The following is a 14,401-nucleotide window of genomic DNA, read 5'->3' as shown; positions in this document are numbered from 1 at the left end:
ACCGTCCGTGAGCTCAACGCTCTCGACACCCGTCAGCTGAGCGATCTCGGCATCACTCGCACCGACATCCAGCGCATCGCCCGCGACCATGCGCGCACCATCTAACGGTTCGCTCTCTGGTTCGTGCCTGACGCCGGTATCGTAGAACGCTCGCTTCCTGATAGAAGCGGGCGTTCAGCCTTTTTGGGGCTCGGTTCTGGTTTGGCAGATCGACCTCCACATCGCCTCCTTCACCGGGATCATCCCAGCGAAAGCTGGGATCCTATCGGCTAATGCAAGTGGCGAAATGGCTCCCCTGCTTTCGCTGGGATGACACCGAGTGGGTGGCGCAAACTGAGCTCTACCAAGCGGCTCAGAACGCCAGCCGCCCCACCAGTTCCTCGTATGAAACGTTGATCGCCTTGCGGAACGCCGCGCGCTCGTTGAGCCGGGCGTGCCAGGCTTCGACATGCGGCAGCGACGGCCGCTCGATCGGCATGGTCGACCAGCGGAACATCGCCGCGCCCGCGACGATATCGGCATAGCTCAGCTCATCGCCGCCCAGATATGGCGCATCGGCCAGCCGCGCCTCCAGCATCCGGAAGCACCTCACCGAGGCCGCCAGCGCCTTGTCGATCGCCGCCGCATCCTGCTGCGCCACGGGCGTCCTCACCTTCAGCCAGAACAACCCGATCCAGGCGGGCTGAAACGTCGTCGCCGTCCAGTCGGTCCACTGGTCGACCACCGCCCGGTCGCGCGCTTCCATCGGGAACAGCAGCCCGCTGCCATATTCGGCGCTCAGGTAGCGGACGATGGCGTGGCTCTCCCAGATGGTGAGGCCGCGGTCGCGCAACGTCGGCACCAGGCCGTTGGGGTTCATCGCCAGGTATTCGGGCGTGTCGTTACCCTTGAACCCGCCGCCCAGCGGCACGTGTTCGTAGGGCAGCTCGAGTTCCTCGAGCGCCCACACCACCTTCTGGACGTTCCCCGAGCTCAAGCGTCCCCAAAGCGTGATCGTCATGCTGGCCTCCGTGTTCGGGCGTCATTGCTATCCGTCGCTCCCGTCACACGCAACCGGCGGAGCGAGGCGTTCCATCTATCGCTGGCGATGCTAGGTTGCCGCACGATCGCGCCGGGAGCCACCATGCCTCAACGTTCGCCCTTTCTCACCCGCCCGCCAATGCCGGGCGCCGACGCCGCAGCGGCATTCGATGCGCTGTTCGATCGCAGCCTCGCCAAGGGTCCCAACGCGCTGATCGACTACAACCTGCCCTGGCCGCGCTGGCAGTTCATCGCTCACATCGTCGAAGCGAGGGCCCTTATCGCGCATGGCTCGCAGAACGACGCCATCACCGAGTTCGAGCCGCGCCAGTCGCACGACGCGCACCCATTCGGTAACCGCGAGGCAGTTTACGGCGCTTCCGACGGGTTGTGGTCGATGTACTACGCCATCCTCGATCGCGCGGCACAGCCGATGCTGCTGGTCAACTCGGCGGCGCGGCTCGAACTCGAAGGCGGCGCGCTCGGCGACCCGTTCTACTTCTTCTCCATCAGCCGGCCGGCGCTCGAGGCCCGCGCCTTCCGCCCTGGCATGCTCTATCTGCTGCCGCGGGACAGCTTCGAACAGATGCCGCCGCTCACTGTCGGCGGCCAGCGCGCCCATGTGCCGCAATGGGCGAGCCTCGTCGCGGTTACGCCGCTTGCCCGGATCGCCGTCGCGCCCGAGGATTTTCCCTTCCTCGACGAAATCCGCGGCCACGATGACGCCTTCATCCTCGAACGCGCCAAGGCCGATCCGGACGGCTTCCCCTGGCTCGACTAGCGGGCGTCCTCAATGGCGCCAAACTAGCCTCAGCCGGGGTGACACGGTGGTTGCGGGACCACCAGGACAATATCGGAGGCTGGTGTTTGATTGGTCCCGCTCCACCCAGGGGGCGCCACGCCATTGCCCGGGCGGGCAGGTCTTGCTATCTGGCGCCCATGTCAAAACACCTCGAACCCATTCATGTGATCGGCGGCGGGCTCGCCGGCTCCGAAGCCGCCTGGCAGGCCGCCGAGGCCGGCGCCAGGGTGGTGCTGCACGAGATGCGCCCGACCCAGAAGACCGACGCCCACCAGACCGAAGGCTTCGCCGAACTGGTCTGCTCCAACAGCTTCCGTTCCGATGATCACCAGCACAATGCGGTCGGCCTGCTGCATGAAGAAATGCGCCGCTGCAACTCGCTGATCATGCGCGCCGCCGATGCGCACAAACTGCCTGCCGGTGGAGCGCTGGCGGTCGATCGCGACGCCTTCTCCGATGCGGTCACTGCCGCCATCCACAGCCACCCGAACATTTCGATCGAGCGCGGCGAAGTGGCCGGCCTGCCGCCCGAGGACTGGCAGAACGTCGTCGTCGCCACCGGGCCGCTGACCTCTCCTGCCCTTGCCGAGGCGATCCAGCAGCTGACCGGCGAGGATTCGCTCGCCTTCTTCGACGCCATCGCGCCGATCGTCCACTACGAGTCGATCAACCACGACATCGTCTGGGCCCAGTCGCGCTATGACAAGGTCGGGCCGATGGGCAACGGGCAGGATTACCTCAACTGCCCGATGGACGAAGCGCAGTACAATGCCTTCGTCGATGCGCTGATCAGCGCCCCGCTGCATGAGTTCAAGGATTGGGAGAAGGTACCGTATTTCGACGGCTGCCTGCCCATCGAAGTGATGGCCGAGCGCGGCCGCGACACCCTGCGCTGGGGCCCGATGAAGCCGGTCGGCCTCACCAACCCGCGCAACCCCACCGTCAAGGCGCATGCCATCGTGCAACTGCGCCAGGACAACGCGCTTGGGACCCTCTGGAACATGGTCGGCTTCCAGACCAAGATGCGCTACGGCATCCAGGCCGAGATCTTCCGCATGATCCCCGGTCTCGAGAACGCACAGTTCGCCCGGCTCGGCGGGCTGCACCGCAACACCTTCCTCAACTCGCCCAAGGTGCTGGACGCCAACCTGAAGCTCAAGGCGATGCCGCGGCTGCGCTTTGCCGGCCAGGTCACCGGCGTCGAGGGCTATGTCGAAAGTGCTGCTGTCGGCCTGATGGCCGGCCGCATGGCCGCCGCCGAGGCCCGCGGCGAACAGCTGGCGATCCCGCCAGCCACCACGGCAATGGGCGCGCTGATCAACCACATCACCGGCGGCCATCTCGAAGCCGAAGCCTATTCCGGCGCGCGCAGCTTCCAGCCGATGAACGTCAATTTCGGCCTGTTTCCTCCGGTCTCCATATCGAAGCCCGAGGGCCATGTCGGCCGCTGGAAATCCACCGAGAAGACCATCGCCAAAAAGGAAGCGATCACCTCGCGGGCGCTCGACGACATCATGGCGTGGGCCTGAGGGGATAGGGCCGCAATCAGATGGCTGGCCATCGTGCCCTCCAGGCCCCCCTTGCAAAATCTAAAGGCTTAGCCAAACGGCTAAACCTAAGATTTTGCTTTCTCCCCCGCCAAGGGGGAGAGTCCCGACTGGTGCTACGGTGCAAATGGAAGGCACGGATCATCTCCCCCTTGGCGGGGGAGAAAGCGAAAACTTGGGCTTAGCGCAGCTAAGTCCTTAGTTTTCGCAAGAGAGGGGGTCCTCGGAGCCCCGACGGCGCAGATCCCTATCGCCCCACCAGCGACAGATACGGCAGCACCACCGGACCCAGTGCCGGAACCAGCCCCGCGACGACCGCGACAGTAACCACCGCGAGGCCCAGCGCTTCGTGGCGGCCGAGCCGCCTCCCCTGCCCTGGCCACACCGCCTGCCAGATGGCGCCGGCGACGAGGCCGGGGATCGGCAGCAGGTTCAGCGCCACCGCCCCCGCCACCAGCAGCTGCAACTGGCTGAGCCAATAGAGCACCGCATAGCCGCCCGAGCGCGGCAGCAGCAGGGCCAGCGGCCGCAGCAGGTCGATGGCCGGCACGAGGAGCGCCATGGCGCCGAGCCCGCCGACAATGACCAGGAGCACTCCCCAGCCGCCCAGCCGGTTGCTACTCACGTCGTAGTGCAGCGGCCGCACCCAGCCCATGGTGAACAGCACGCCCAGCGCCATCCCCCATAGGGAGAGTTGCGCGAACGGGTTGGGGCTGAGCCGCCCCTCGAGTTCGGGCCGCCGATCGCCCAGCGCCCGCGCCAGGCCAGCCAGAACCAGCCCCTGCAGGAAGGCAAAGATCAGCATGGCGCCGATCCGCGACGCAATCTCGCTCAGGGTCAGGTCGCCCAGCAGTGTCATTGGCTCTCTCGGGTGTTGCCGCGGGTCTAGCAGCGGGCCGGCGCCTTGTCGAACGCATCGGAGACGCCCCAAAGCCGGCGCGCCGCTCCTCAAAAAGGCCGAAAACGACGCAAGTCACCGGCGAAAAGTGCCAAAAACCGGCGCTCCGCGCGACCAATCAACCGGTTTCGCAAGCCTGCGAGGAGGCGTTTGCCGAGGCCCCCGGGGTGCATTTTCCCATTTTGGGCCATCGCGCCAGCCTGGGCCTGAAAGCCCGCCCCAGCGATCACGAAATACAGAATTCGCTCACGGATTCAAAGTATTCCACGTCAGGGCGATACGGCCTCAAGAACCTCGACTCAGCCACCGGCGCGAGCGAGGAAGCTCCCGAAAGCCCCGGAAATACTGACCTTCTGCGCGACACCGATTCGCAGAAAGCGCCGATGTGTTGCAGATTCGACACGACTCAATTCCTAATAAAGCGTTACCGTAGGAGTCAAACAACAGTATATCGAATGGGGGTACTGGATATGAGGTCAGTTTTTCTTGGGGTGGCGGCGATCGTCTTGGGGATCGTCACGCCGACTGTCGCGGCCGACATGACGCCGGCGCCAGTTGTTGAGGATCTGGTGGCGGCGCCGGCAGCTCAGTGGTCGGGCTTCTATGTCGGCGCGCATGCCGGCTATGGATGGGGCAATCGCAACGGGTGCGGCGACATCGGCATCAGCCTGCTCAACTTCAACCTGATCCCGGTGTTCCCGATTGAGTCGTGCGACGCGGCGCCCGACGAGTTCACCTACGATTACGATCAGGCAGGCGGACTGGTCGGTTTTCAGGCGGGCTATAACTGGATGGCGACCGAGACCTTCCTCGTCGGCGCCGAGTTCAGCGCCTCCATCGCCAACATTACCGGCGAGCTCGACGGCCTGTTCGGCGGCGTCGGAACCTGGGATGGATTGGCGACCGCAACCGCCAAGGCGGGCTTCACCTTCGATAGCATCCTCGTCTATGGCGAGGCAGGTCTTGGCTTCGCAGGTTCATCGTTCGAAGGCGATCTCGGCTGCAACTTCGAGATGAACCACGTCGGGCCACTCGCCGGTGCCGGCGTCAGCGTCAAGGTGACCGACAGCATGTCGCTCGACCTGAAGTACCAGCACATCTGGCTGGGGGCGGACCAGGCACAGTGCAACTCGACCGCCACCGCGATCGACCCCGCTTTCCTCGCGATCCCGACCGAACTGCGCACCGAGGGTAGCCTCGACGTGGTCAAGCTCGGTCTCAACTTCCAGCTCGGCAATCCGTGACCTGCCTCACGGCTTGAGGCGAACGTTTCTGAGTGTCCGGCCAACTGCGCCGGACACCTTCATCTTCAAGTACCGGGAGCCTCGCCTGCGGCGGCTCTCGTTGGAGGGTGTGATCTGTGGGTGTAGAGAGCTTGCATTTGCTGCGTCGCGGCCAGGCCGGCAAGGTCCAGCCGGTCCAACCCTCGCCTGAACTCGAAAGCATCCTCGCCGGGCGCATCAGCGCCTTCAAGCGCAAGCAGTGGGTGCACCTCAAGGCAGGTGCTGTCGTGCCGGCCTCGGCCCGGCGCAGAAACCGCGACTCCAGGGCTTTCCCAGGGTCTGAGGTGCTGCCGGGATCGCGCGGCCTGACGCGCAGGGCCGCTCCTCTCCCGCACGAGATCCATGAGCGCAAGACATCGATGCGCGCCGTCGAACTGGGGCACGCGGTTCCCTCGGCCACTGCCTATCCGGCAACCGACGATACGACGCCGTCCTTGTTGCTGGCGCTGCCGGCGCTGCTCTCCGGGGTTGCGCACACCACCATAGTGCTTGCGGCGGTGGTGTTTGCCGCAATGCACCCTTTGCCCAAGATTGCCCCACCGCCTGAGCCGGAGCCGTTGAACGTCGAGCTGGTCGAGGTTCCACTCGTACCACCGACGCCACCGGTGGTCGAACCGACCGTTCCGCCCCCACCCCCGGCCCCGGTGCTGGTCGAAGCTCTGCCGGTGGAGCTCCCGGCCCCAGCCCTGCTCGTCGAGCCGCTGATCGAAGCCGTTGCGCCGCCGACCGAGCCCCCCGCCCCCGTCACCCCCGTCGCCGAAATCGCGCCTGAGGCGCCACCGATCCCGCTTGCAAGGCCGATCATGATCGACACCGGCAAGCTTCCCGGCAGCGGCAAACTGCCGGATGCCGGCAAACTTGCCGGCTCCGTCGGGCCGCTGACGGCCGTGTTGCAGCCTGAAACGCAGCCGACCGGCAGCCTGCTGACCTCGAGCGACAGTGCCGCCGACCGCGCCGCTGCCGCTGCACGCGCCGCGGCTGAGGCCGCACGGGCCGCCTCGGAGCGCGCGGCCGCCCTCGCCGCCGCCGAAGCCGAAGCCGCCAAGGCTGCGGCCGAACTGGCCGAGATCAACGCCGCCGCCCTTGCCGCACTCGATGCCGCGCTGGCCCAGCAGGCGGCAGCCGAGCAGGCCCTCGCCGACGCCCAGGCGGCAGCCGATGCCCTCGCCGCCGGCAATGCCGCCAAGGAGCTCACCGCCAAGCAGTTGGCCGACGCCCAGGCGGAAGCGCAGGCAGCGATCGATGCCGCGAACGCCGCGCTGGCGGCGGCCCAGGCCGCCACTGCCGAACAGCAGGCGGCCAACGATGCCGCCGCGGCCGCCACCGCGCAGCAGCAGCAGGACGCAGCAACCGCTGCGGCAGCCGCCGAAGCCGCCGCCCAGGCTGACGCCGCGGCGCTCGCCGCTGCCGAGGCCGCGGCCGTGAGTGCGCAGGAGGCAGCGGATGCGGCCACCACCGCGGCAACGCTCGGCGCCGAGGCGACGGTGGCCCGGTCCGAAGCCGAAGCTGCCAATGCCGCTGCAGCCGCCGCTGCGGCCACCGCGCAACAGCTGGCCGATGTCGCCGCTGCTGCAGCGGCCGACCAGTCTCTCTCGGAAGCCGAGCGCGACGCCGCCGCCGCCGCCGCCGCGGCTGCCCAGACGGCGGCAACGGAAGCGGCTGCGAACGCCGCCCAGAAGAGCGCGGCGGCCGACGCCAAGGATACCGCTGCCGCTGCCGCTGCCACAGCCTCGCAGAGGGCCACCGACACCTCGGCCCAGGCCCAGGCTGCCGTGGGTATCGCCCAGCAGGGCCAGCAGGCAGCACAGACAGCGCTCACCAGAGCCAGGAACACCCTCGCGAGGATCGTCGCGCAGATCGCACTTACGGCCGCCAATGCAGTACTGACCGGCGCGCAGAACTACGCAACCCAGAAGGCCACTGCCGCGGAGACGGCCTTGATCGCGGCCAACCAGGCGGCCGAGGATGCCGCGGCCGGCAAGATCACCAAGGAAGAGGCTGCGGCCGCAGCCACCGCTGCAGCCAACGCAGCTCAGGAGGCAGCGGCCGCTCAGGCCGCGGCAACCCAGGAGGCGCTGAATGCTGCGGCCGCAGCCGCTGCGGCCGAGGCCGCGGCAAGCACAGCGGCCGCCACGGCCTCGGAGCAGCAGACCGCAGCCGCGCAGCAGGCGGCCGCAGCCGAGGCGGCTGCCGCAGCTGCGGCAGAGGCCCAACAGAACGCCGATGCGCTGCAGGCGGCGGCTGACGCTGCCGAAGCCGGCTCCGAGGCAGCTGCCGCGGCGCAGGCGGCCGCGGCCGAGGCCAAGGCTGCCGCCGAGGCAGCAGCAGTTGCCTCGACACAGGCGCAGCAGGAAGCGCAGGCCGCGCTCGAAGCGGCCAACGCCAACCAGCAGGCCGCCGACGCGACATTGAAGCAGGCGCAGGAGAACCAGGCGCAGGCGGAAGCGGCTGCAGCCGCAGCGCAGGCGGATGACGAGGCGGCCCAGGCTGCCGCCAAGCAACTGGCCGACGAGGCCGCCGACAAGACTGCAGCCGCGGAAAAGGCCGCCGCCGATGCCAAGGCCGCCAATGAGGCAGCCGTGGCGGCATCCAAGAAGGTGGTGCCCGCAGCAGCCAAGACGGTTTCCGCTAACGCCAAGGTCAACGGACTGGGCGGCAAGGTCACGACCGGCGCATCGGTCGGCAGCGGCGAGATCGCCGACGCGCTGCGCAAGGTGGGCCTCAGCGCCAGCAATGCCGGCCCGATCGCCCAGATTCTCTCCGGCGGCGGGCTCAGTGGCAAAGACATGAGCGCGGCGGTCATCGTCGAGGTGCTGGCCAGTGGCGGTATCGGCGGCAAGAACGCTTCGGCCTTCGCCGAGGCCCTGGTCGGCAACCGAGACGGTGGCGGCGGCGGCAACGGCAGTTCCTCCGGCAGCCAGAACAGCGGCGGCGGTGGTGGTGGCGGCGGCGGCGGATCCGGCGGCGAGAGCCTCAGCAACGGCCGGAGCGAGGCCGACAGGCAGGCAACCACCGAGGCAATCATGAGCGCCCTCTCCAGCGGCAATGCTGGCTGGAGCGCCAACCAGTAAGCGTCCCAGAAGGGTTCGATCGCGGTCTTTGCCGCGATCGTCAGAACGAAGTCGGTAGTCGGAACGAGCGTGGTTAGATAGGTAAATGGACCAGACAACGGTGCTGCCGGCCCCGCCCGCCGAGACGCTGCCCATACAGTTCGACCTCTTCCATCTGTTTTTTCAGGCGCATCCCGTCGGCCAGGCCGTCCTCATCGGGCTGCTGCTGGCATCGGTCGCGACATGGGCGATCGTCGTCGACCGCTGGCTCGCCATCTCATGGGAGCGCCGGGCCGCCGGCCGCTTCGAGCGTCTGTTCTGGTCGGGCAAATCGCTGGCGCAGATCGAGCAGGCCATCAACCCGGGCCGCACCATCCCGGCGATAAGCGCGCTGTTTCTCTCCGCCCTCAAGGAGTGGCGCCTGAGCGTCGACGGTGGCGCCCCGCTCAATGTGCCGACCTTCCGCGAGCGGGTGCAGTCGGCCATGGAGGTCGAGGGCCAGCGGCGCATTGCGCGCCTCGAACGCGGCCTGCTGTTCCTCGCCACCATCGGCTCGGCTGGACCGTTCATCGGGCTGTTCGGCACCGTGTGGGGCATCATGAACGCCTTCACCTCGATCGCCCAGCAGCAGAATGCGAGCCTGGCCGTGGTGGCGCCCGGCATTGCCGAAGCGCTGGCCGCCACGGCCCTGGGGCTGGTGGCCGCCATTCCCGCGGTGGTGTTCTACAACAAGTTCAGCGGCGATATCGCCGGCTTCGGCGCGCGCCTCGAAAACTTCTCCCGCGAGCTGTGGTCGACCATCTCGCGCGAGATCGACCTCAACGATGCGAGACTCGACGAAAGCAGAGGAAGCTTCCGCCATGGACGTGATGAACAGCGGGTGGGGCAGCCGGCGCAGTAAGACGCGCTTTGCGCCGACGAGCCAGATCAACGTCACGCCCTTCGTCGACGTGATGCTGGTGCTGCTCATCGTCTTCATGGTGGCGGCCCCGCTGATGGCAGTCACCGTGCCGGTTGAACTGGCCAAGAGCTCCGCCACGCCCAAGGCGGATGCCGAGCCGCTGACCATCTCGGTCGCCAGCGACGGCGCCGTCACCATCGGCTCGACGCCGGTGAGCAAAGACAATGTCGTGGCGCTGATCCAGGAGCTCAGCAACGGTGACACCGAGCAGCGCATCTATCTGAGCGGCGCCAAGGATGTGTCGTACCAGCAGGTGATGGAGATCATGGGCCTGATCGACGCAGCCGGCTTCACCCGCATCGGCCTGATGGGCGCCGGCAATTAGGCAGGCATTGCAGCTTCCGGTGCCGACGTGCTTGCGGTGGAGGGCGTCGCGGGGTCGTGACCGCCAGGGCCGCTAAACCGTCCGCCCTGCCCCAAATCGCCGCCAGAGCCGATCGACAACCACCCCTGCGCCAATGCCAAACCCGCCGCCGGCGAGCTTGACGGCGAGGTCGAACAGCCGCCCATGCCGCGATGCCGAGACCAGTTGCAAGGCCTCGAACCCGATAGCCGCCCCCAGGACGATCACCACGATCAGCCACAGCCGGCGCGGATAGGCGAGCGCGAACAGAAAGCCCACCGCGCCGAAGGCGAGGAACCGCTCGATGCTGGGCGAGTAGCCGGTGTTCGGCCGAAAGCCGATCGGCGCCAGTGTGACGAAGGCAATGGCGGCAAGCAGCAGCCAGGCGCAGAGTTTCACGAGGCGTGTCGGCACGAGGGCTCCAGGGATCAGACGGCGTTGCGCCGGGTCTTGGACGAGAAAACCGTCAAGACGATGATCCAGCAATCAAGAAAAATCGACCAGTTGTCGATGTAGTAAAGATCGTGCCGGGTACGGCCTTCGATCTGCTCGAAGGTCGTGGTCTCGCCGCGATAGCCGTTCACCTGGGCCCAGCCGGAAATTCCGGGCTTGATCCGCTGGCGATGCGCGTAGCTGGCAAGCTGCTCGCCCAACTCGTCATCGTGCACCAGTGCATGCGGGCGCGGGCCGACGAGGCTCATCTCGCCGCTCATGACGTTTATCAGCTGCGGCAGCTCGTCGATCGAGGTGCGGCGGATGAAGGCGCCGATCCGGGTGATGCGCTTGTCGCCGGCCTTCACCTGGGTCATCCGGTGGCCGGATTCGGTGACGGTCATCGATCGGAACTTCCAGATATGGAAGGTACGGCCGTTGAAGCCGCGCCGCTCCTGGCGGAAGAATACCGGGCCGGGGCTGTCGAGCTTGATCAGCAGCGCCACCAGCGCGAATAGCGGGCTGAGCAGCAATAACCCGAAGCCGGCGCCGGCAATGTCGAGCAGGCGCTTGGCCAGCACTGCCCCATCGCTCATGGGCTTGCGCAACGAGCGCAGCGCGTTGTTGGGGCCAAGCGGCACCACGTCGAGGAACTTGAAGCTGACATTGTCGGTGGCCGGCACGCAGACCACGTTGATGGCAAAGCGCTTCAGCTCGTTGGTCAGCCGCTCCAGCCCGTCGATGTCGCCGATCTCGCCGACAAACACGATGAACTCGGCGCCATGCGACACCCAGTCCCGGGCAAACTCCACCACTGCGCTTTCGCGATAGGCGCCTTCGGCATCGACGGCATCCTCGAGGTAAAGCGTGCCGGCCAGCCGGTAGCCGGTCTTCCACAGGTTACCGTTGACGAGAAAACGCACCGTATCGGAACGGCTGCCCACCACCGCCACCTTCTGGAACTGCAGCCGCCCCGCCTTGATCCGGGTGGTGACCGCGGCATAGGCGATGGTGCGGGCCAGCAGCAAGGCGGGCACGCCGAGCACGAACGCCGCGATCAGCGAAACGCGCGACAGATCGTCGGCAATGCCGATGAAAAACGCGCCGAACAGCGCAATGGCGAAGGCGCCGGTCCAGCTCAGCACGCTCTGCACCAGCGTGGTATGCGGCGGCTGCGCCCGATCGAGGAACTGGTTGGCCGAGATGGCCGAGAACGCGCCGTAGAGCACCCCCACCACCAGCGAATAGGCGCTGTAGAGTCCGAAGGGGATTTCGGCCGCCGGCACCCGCAGCACGAGGCCATGGTAGAAGAGCGCCGGCAGCAGCATCACCAGCGCCGCGAGGGCGCCCTCACCGAGACCGAACGCGGTGCACAAGACCCCCTGGTTCGCCACCACGCGGCGCGCCTTGCGTCGCTCTACGCCCTGATATCCAAGCTCGCTCTGCGCCACAGCAAATTGCCTCAAATTGTTGGCAATACTGGGCTTTGTTCAGCCTACTGCCACGCCCTCTCCATTAACAGCTGGCCGGATTCGCCCCAAGGATTGGGTTAAGCTGGGGTTAACGCGGCTGCCCGGCCGGTGCGGTTAAGGATACTGCCAGTTCGCCCCTCGACGCCGCCGCCCCCCGTGTTAGGGAAGCATTAACCCAAGCCCGGAGCCGGACACGTGTCGACGTCCAACAGCAATGCAGTGGCGATCTTGGCGGCGAACCCGGCGTTCGCGGCCATCCTCAGCCGCGCGCTGGAGCAGGATGGCGGCTATCGCGTCGCCAGTTTTTCGAGCGTCGAAATGCTGACGACGTTCCTGCGCATTTCGCCGGTCGACGTGGTGGTGCTCGATACCGACCTGCCCGGCGCCCCGGCCATCGATATCGCCCGCGGCCTCCGCAAACACATGAAGCTGGCCAGCAGCGCCTTCGAGATCGTGGCGCTGACCCGCGCCGCCGCCGCCTTCCACAAGCCGCTGCTCGCCGCCGGCATCGATGCGGTGCTGGAAAAGCCGGTAACGCCGCAGCAGCTGCTCGGCGCCATCGATGGCCTGGTCGAGGTCGAGCGCGTCGCCGCGGTGCAGCACCAGGCGATCACCATGGTCCGCGCCTTCGAGCCCCGCCCGCAGCCGGCCGAACGGGTCGGCAACGTCATCCCGCTGTTCGGCGAGGGCCGGGTTCGGCGCTGAGGCCGGCTGTAGGCCATCGCTTTGACGGCAGCAACATCCCGCCACCGCCCGCCCCACGGCTGCTCGGTCACAAGCCGTCCCGCCCCACGCAACCTTTTCTCCGCTCGCGCATTGATCAGCCAGTCCGCCTCGTGCGGAGGATGAGACCTCCCCCGTCTCATCGCGCGAGCCGATGTCGCCCCCATCGCTCGCCATCAAGGCCTCGGCTTCGCGCCGGGGCCTTTTGTTTGCGCACTCCTCGGGTGTGCTACTGAGAGAGACGGCCCCCTCCCATCCTCCCCCATAAAGGGGGAGGTGCCCCGCCGGTGAGTGTGGCACGATCGAGCCACAAACTCCCCTTCACCTCCCCCCTTGTGGGGGAGGCCGGGAGGGGGCTGTCTCTCTCAGTCGAGCACCCCTAACCCCCGAGACTCGCCACGAATTGCCTGGTCCGCTCCCGCTGCGGTGCGCCGAACAGGCTTGCGGCCGGGCCGGCTTCCACCACTTCGCCGCGATCGAGGAACACCACCTCCGATGCAATCGTCGAGGCAAGGCGCAGGTCGTGGGTCGCCATCAGCATGGTGGTGCCCTCGCGCGCCAGTTGCGCCAGCACCTCCACCACTTCGGCGGCGAGCTCGGGATCGAGCGCCGAAGTCGGCTCGTCGCAGAGCAGCACCTCGGGCGATGGCGCCAGCGCCCTGGCGATGGCAGCGCGTTGCTGCTGACCACCCGAGAGATTGGCCGGCCAGGCCGTCGCCTTGGCGGCCATGCCCACCTTGTCGAGCAGCGCCCGAGCCCGCTCCTGCGCCTTGTCGCGCGGCCAGCGCAGCACCGTCACCAGCCCTTCCATGACGTTTTCTTCCACCGTCAGGTGCGGGAACAGCTGGAAATTCTGGAACACCATGCCGGTCAGCCGGCGCAGCGCCAATACATCATTCTTTGCATGTCTTGCGCCCGGCTCGAAGCTGAGGCTCATGGCCCCGACCGTGACCCGGCCCAGTTGCGGCAACTCGAGCAGGTTGACGCAGCGGAGCAGCGTGCTCTTGCCGCTGCCCGAGGGTCCGATCAGCGCGGTGACGCCTCGCTCGGGCACCGCAACCGAAACGCCGCGCAGCACCTCGACATCGGCAAAGCTCTTGTGGATGGCTTCGAGCCCGATCATGACGCCGCTCCCATGAAGCCGCCATAGCGCGACAGGCGCTTTTCCAGCCGGGCCTGCAGCATCGAGAGGAGCGAACTGACCGCGAGGTAGATCAGCGCCACCTCGACATAAAGGATCAGCGGCTCATAGGTGGTGGCGACGATGCGCTGACCGGCGCGGAACAGCTCGGGCACGGTAATGGCGGCGGCGAGCGACGTATCCTTGACCAGCGAGATGAAGGTGTTGGAGAGCGGCGGCACCGCAACGCGCCCGGCCTGCGGCACGATGATGCGGCGCATCGCCTGGGTCCAGGTCATACCGATGGAAAACGAAGCTTCCCACTGCCCCTTGGGTACCGAGATCAGCGTGGCGCGGATGATTTCCGAGCTATAGGCGCCAACGTTCAGGGTGAAGCCGATCAGCGCCGCCGGGAACGCATCGAGGGTGATGCCGACGCTGGGCAGACCGTAAAAGATCAGGAACAGCTGCACCAGCAGCGGTGTGCCGCGGATGATCCAGACGTAGAAGCGGATCAGCACGACAAACGGCGCCGGCGCAAACAGCCGCACCAAAGCCGCTCCGAAGCCGACAGCCAGCCCGAACACGAAGCTCAGCAGCGTCAGCGGCACGGTGAACAGCAGGCAGGCCCAGAGCAGCGACGGCAGCGACTCGAGCATCAGGTTGAGCCAGGGCGGCACTTCCCAAAAGATCATCGCAGTTTCCCAGAAACAATGGATCGGCCTCGTCTCAAGGCCGATCCATACAATA

The 14,401-nt window shown here is 67.0% G+C and carries 14 protein-coding genes; 8 read left to right on the top strand and 6 right to left on the bottom strand.

Annotated elements, in window-relative coordinates; translation table 11 throughout:
* The coding region (locus tag VGV07_RS22845; protein WP_326871052.1) for a DUF1127 domain-containing protein at window positions 1–105 on the top strand (105 nt) is incomplete at its 5' end.
* A gap of 247 nt (window positions 106–352) precedes the next feature.
* On the opposite strand, the gene VGV07_RS22840 is transcribed toward VGV07_RS22845, so the two are convergent.
* The gene (locus VGV07_RS22840) at window positions 353–1,000 is read right to left on the bottom strand and encodes a glutathione S-transferase family protein (protein ID WP_326871048.1); all 648 of its coding nucleotides are present in this window, start codon (window positions 998–1,000) and stop codon (window positions 353–355) included.
* A gap of 123 nt (window positions 1,001–1,123) precedes the next feature.
* On the opposite strand from VGV07_RS22840, the gene VGV07_RS22835 reads away from it, so the two are divergent.
* Both VGV07_RS22835 and trmFO read left to right on the top strand, forming a co-directional pair.
* Window positions 1,124–1,801, top strand: coding sequence for a hypothetical protein (locus VGV07_RS22835; RefSeq protein WP_326871047.1), 678 nt, complete (start codon window positions 1,124–1,126; stop codon window positions 1,799–1,801).
* Between the two features lie 158 nt (window positions 1,802–1,959).
* Window positions 1,960–3,351 carry a methylenetetrahydrofolate--tRNA-(uracil(54)-C(5))-methyltransferase (FADH(2)-oxidizing) TrmFO gene (gene trmFO / locus VGV07_RS22830; protein ID WP_326871046.1) on the top strand — a complete coding sequence of 464 codons (1,392 nt, stop codon included), beginning with the start codon at window positions 1,960–1,962 and terminating at the stop codon, window positions 3,349–3,351.
* 265 nt (window positions 3,352–3,616) lie between these two features.
* Here the strand turns inward: trmFO and VGV07_RS22825 are convergent, their stop codons facing one another.
* Entirely contained in the window at window positions 3,617–4,228 is a 612-nt protein-coding gene (locus VGV07_RS22825; protein WP_326871045.1) for a hypothetical protein, read from the bottom strand.
* 509 nt (window positions 4,229–4,737) lie between these two features.
* Between VGV07_RS22825 and VGV07_RS22820 the strand changes: the two genes are divergently transcribed.
* The 4 genes from VGV07_RS22820 to VGV07_RS22805 all read left to right on the top strand — a co-directional run bounded on the left by VGV07_RS22820 (window position 4,738) and on the right by VGV07_RS22805 (window position 9,886).
* Window positions 4,738–5,511, top strand: a complete 774-nt coding sequence (locus VGV07_RS22820) for an outer membrane protein (protein WP_326871044.1) — start codon at window positions 4,738–4,740, stop codon at window positions 5,509–5,511.
* Window positions 5,512–5,642: 131 nt separating this feature from the next.
* A complete protein-coding gene (locus VGV07_RS22815; RefSeq protein WP_326871043.1) occupies window positions 5,643–8,621 on the top strand; it encodes a hypothetical protein in 2,979 nt (992 codons plus the stop codon).
* Window positions 8,622–8,706: 85 nt separating this feature from the next.
* Complete coding sequence (gene tolQ / locus VGV07_RS22810) at window positions 8,707–9,501, top strand: protein TolQ (protein WP_326871042.1); 795 nt, start codon at window positions 8,707–8,709, stop codon at window positions 9,499–9,501.
* Complete coding sequence (locus VGV07_RS22805; protein WP_326871041.1) at window positions 9,461–9,886, top strand: biopolymer transporter ExbD; 426 nt, start codon at window positions 9,461–9,463, stop codon at window positions 9,884–9,886. The genes tolQ and VGV07_RS22805 overlap by 41 nt, the downstream gene beginning before the upstream one ends.
* 72 nt (window positions 9,887–9,958) lie before the next feature.
* Here VGV07_RS22805 and VGV07_RS22800 read toward each other — a convergent pair whose 3' ends face one another.
* Together VGV07_RS22800 and VGV07_RS22795 are read right to left on the bottom strand one after the other, a co-directional pair.
* The gene (locus tag VGV07_RS22800; protein WP_326871040.1) at window positions 9,959–10,318 is read right to left on the bottom strand and encodes a VanZ family protein; all 360 of its coding nucleotides are present in this window, start codon (window positions 10,316–10,318) and stop codon (window positions 9,959–9,961) included.
* A gap of 14 nt (window positions 10,319–10,332) precedes the next feature.
* Window positions 10,333–11,712 carry an exopolysaccharide biosynthesis polyprenyl glycosylphosphotransferase gene (locus tag VGV07_RS22795; RefSeq protein ID WP_326871039.1) on the bottom strand — a complete coding sequence of 460 codons (1,380 nt, stop codon included), beginning with the start codon at window positions 11,710–11,712 and terminating at the stop codon, window positions 10,333–10,335.
* Between the two features lie 291 nt (window positions 11,713–12,003).
* Here VGV07_RS22795 and VGV07_RS22790 point away from each other — a divergent pair, with 291 nt between their 5' ends.
* Window positions 12,004–12,513, top strand: a complete 510-nt coding sequence (locus VGV07_RS22790; RefSeq protein WP_326871038.1) for a response regulator — start codon at window positions 12,004–12,006, stop codon at window positions 12,511–12,513.
* Between the two features lie 397 nt (window positions 12,514–12,910).
* On the opposite strand, the gene VGV07_RS22785 is transcribed toward VGV07_RS22790, so the two are convergent.
* Together VGV07_RS22785 and VGV07_RS22780 are read right to left on the bottom strand one after the other, a co-directional pair.
* Window positions 12,911–13,654, bottom strand: a complete 744-nt coding sequence (locus tag VGV07_RS22785) for an amino acid ABC transporter ATP-binding protein (RefSeq protein ID WP_326871037.1) — start codon at window positions 13,652–13,654, stop codon at window positions 12,911–12,913.
* Window positions 13,651–14,331: an ABC transporter permease subunit gene (locus VGV07_RS22780; RefSeq protein WP_326871051.1), complete on the bottom strand. Its 681-nt coding sequence runs from the start codon at window positions 14,329–14,331 to the stop codon at window positions 13,651–13,653. Before VGV07_RS22780 ends, VGV07_RS22785 begins: the two co-directional genes overlap by 4 nt.
* Window positions 14,332–14,401 lie beyond the last annotated feature (70 nt).

The sequence above is a fragment of the Devosia sp. genome, assembly GCF_035944845.1.
Classification (GTDB): domain Bacteria; phylum Pseudomonadota; class Alphaproteobacteria; order Rhizobiales; family Devosiaceae; genus Devosia_A.
This window is presented reverse-complemented; position numbering and strand designations above follow the sequence as displayed.

Bases quoted from the DNA above. Each gene is read 5' to 3' on its own strand.
- VGV07_RS22805 (WP_326871041.1), top strand. From the start codon at position 9,461: ATGGACGTGATGAACAGCGGGTGGGGCAGCCGGCGCAGTAAGACGCGC.
- VGV07_RS22820 (WP_326871044.1), top strand. From the start codon at position 4,738: ATGAGGTCAGTTTTTCTTGGGGTGGCGGCGATCGTCTTGGGGATCGTC.
- VGV07_RS22825 (WP_326871045.1), bottom strand. From the start codon at position 4,228: ATGACACTGCTGGGCGACCTGACCCTGAGCGAGATTGCGTCGCGGATC.
- VGV07_RS22840 (WP_326871048.1), bottom strand. From the start codon at position 1,000: ATGACGATCACGCTTTGGGGACGCTTGAGCTCGGGGAACGTCCAGAAG.
- tolQ (WP_326871042.1), top strand. From the start codon at position 8,707: ATGGACCAGACAACGGTGCTGCCGGCCCCGCCCGCCGAGACGCTGCCC.
- VGV07_RS22785 (WP_326871037.1), bottom strand. From the start codon at position 13,654: ATGATCGGGCTCGAAGCCATCCACAAGAGCTTTGCCGATGTCGAGGTG.
- VGV07_RS22835 (WP_326871047.1), top strand. From the start codon at position 1,124: ATGCCTCAACGTTCGCCCTTTCTCACCCGCCCGCCAATGCCGGGCGCC.
- trmFO (WP_326871046.1), top strand. From the start codon at position 1,960: ATGTCAAAACACCTCGAACCCATTCATGTGATCGGCGGCGGGCTCGCC.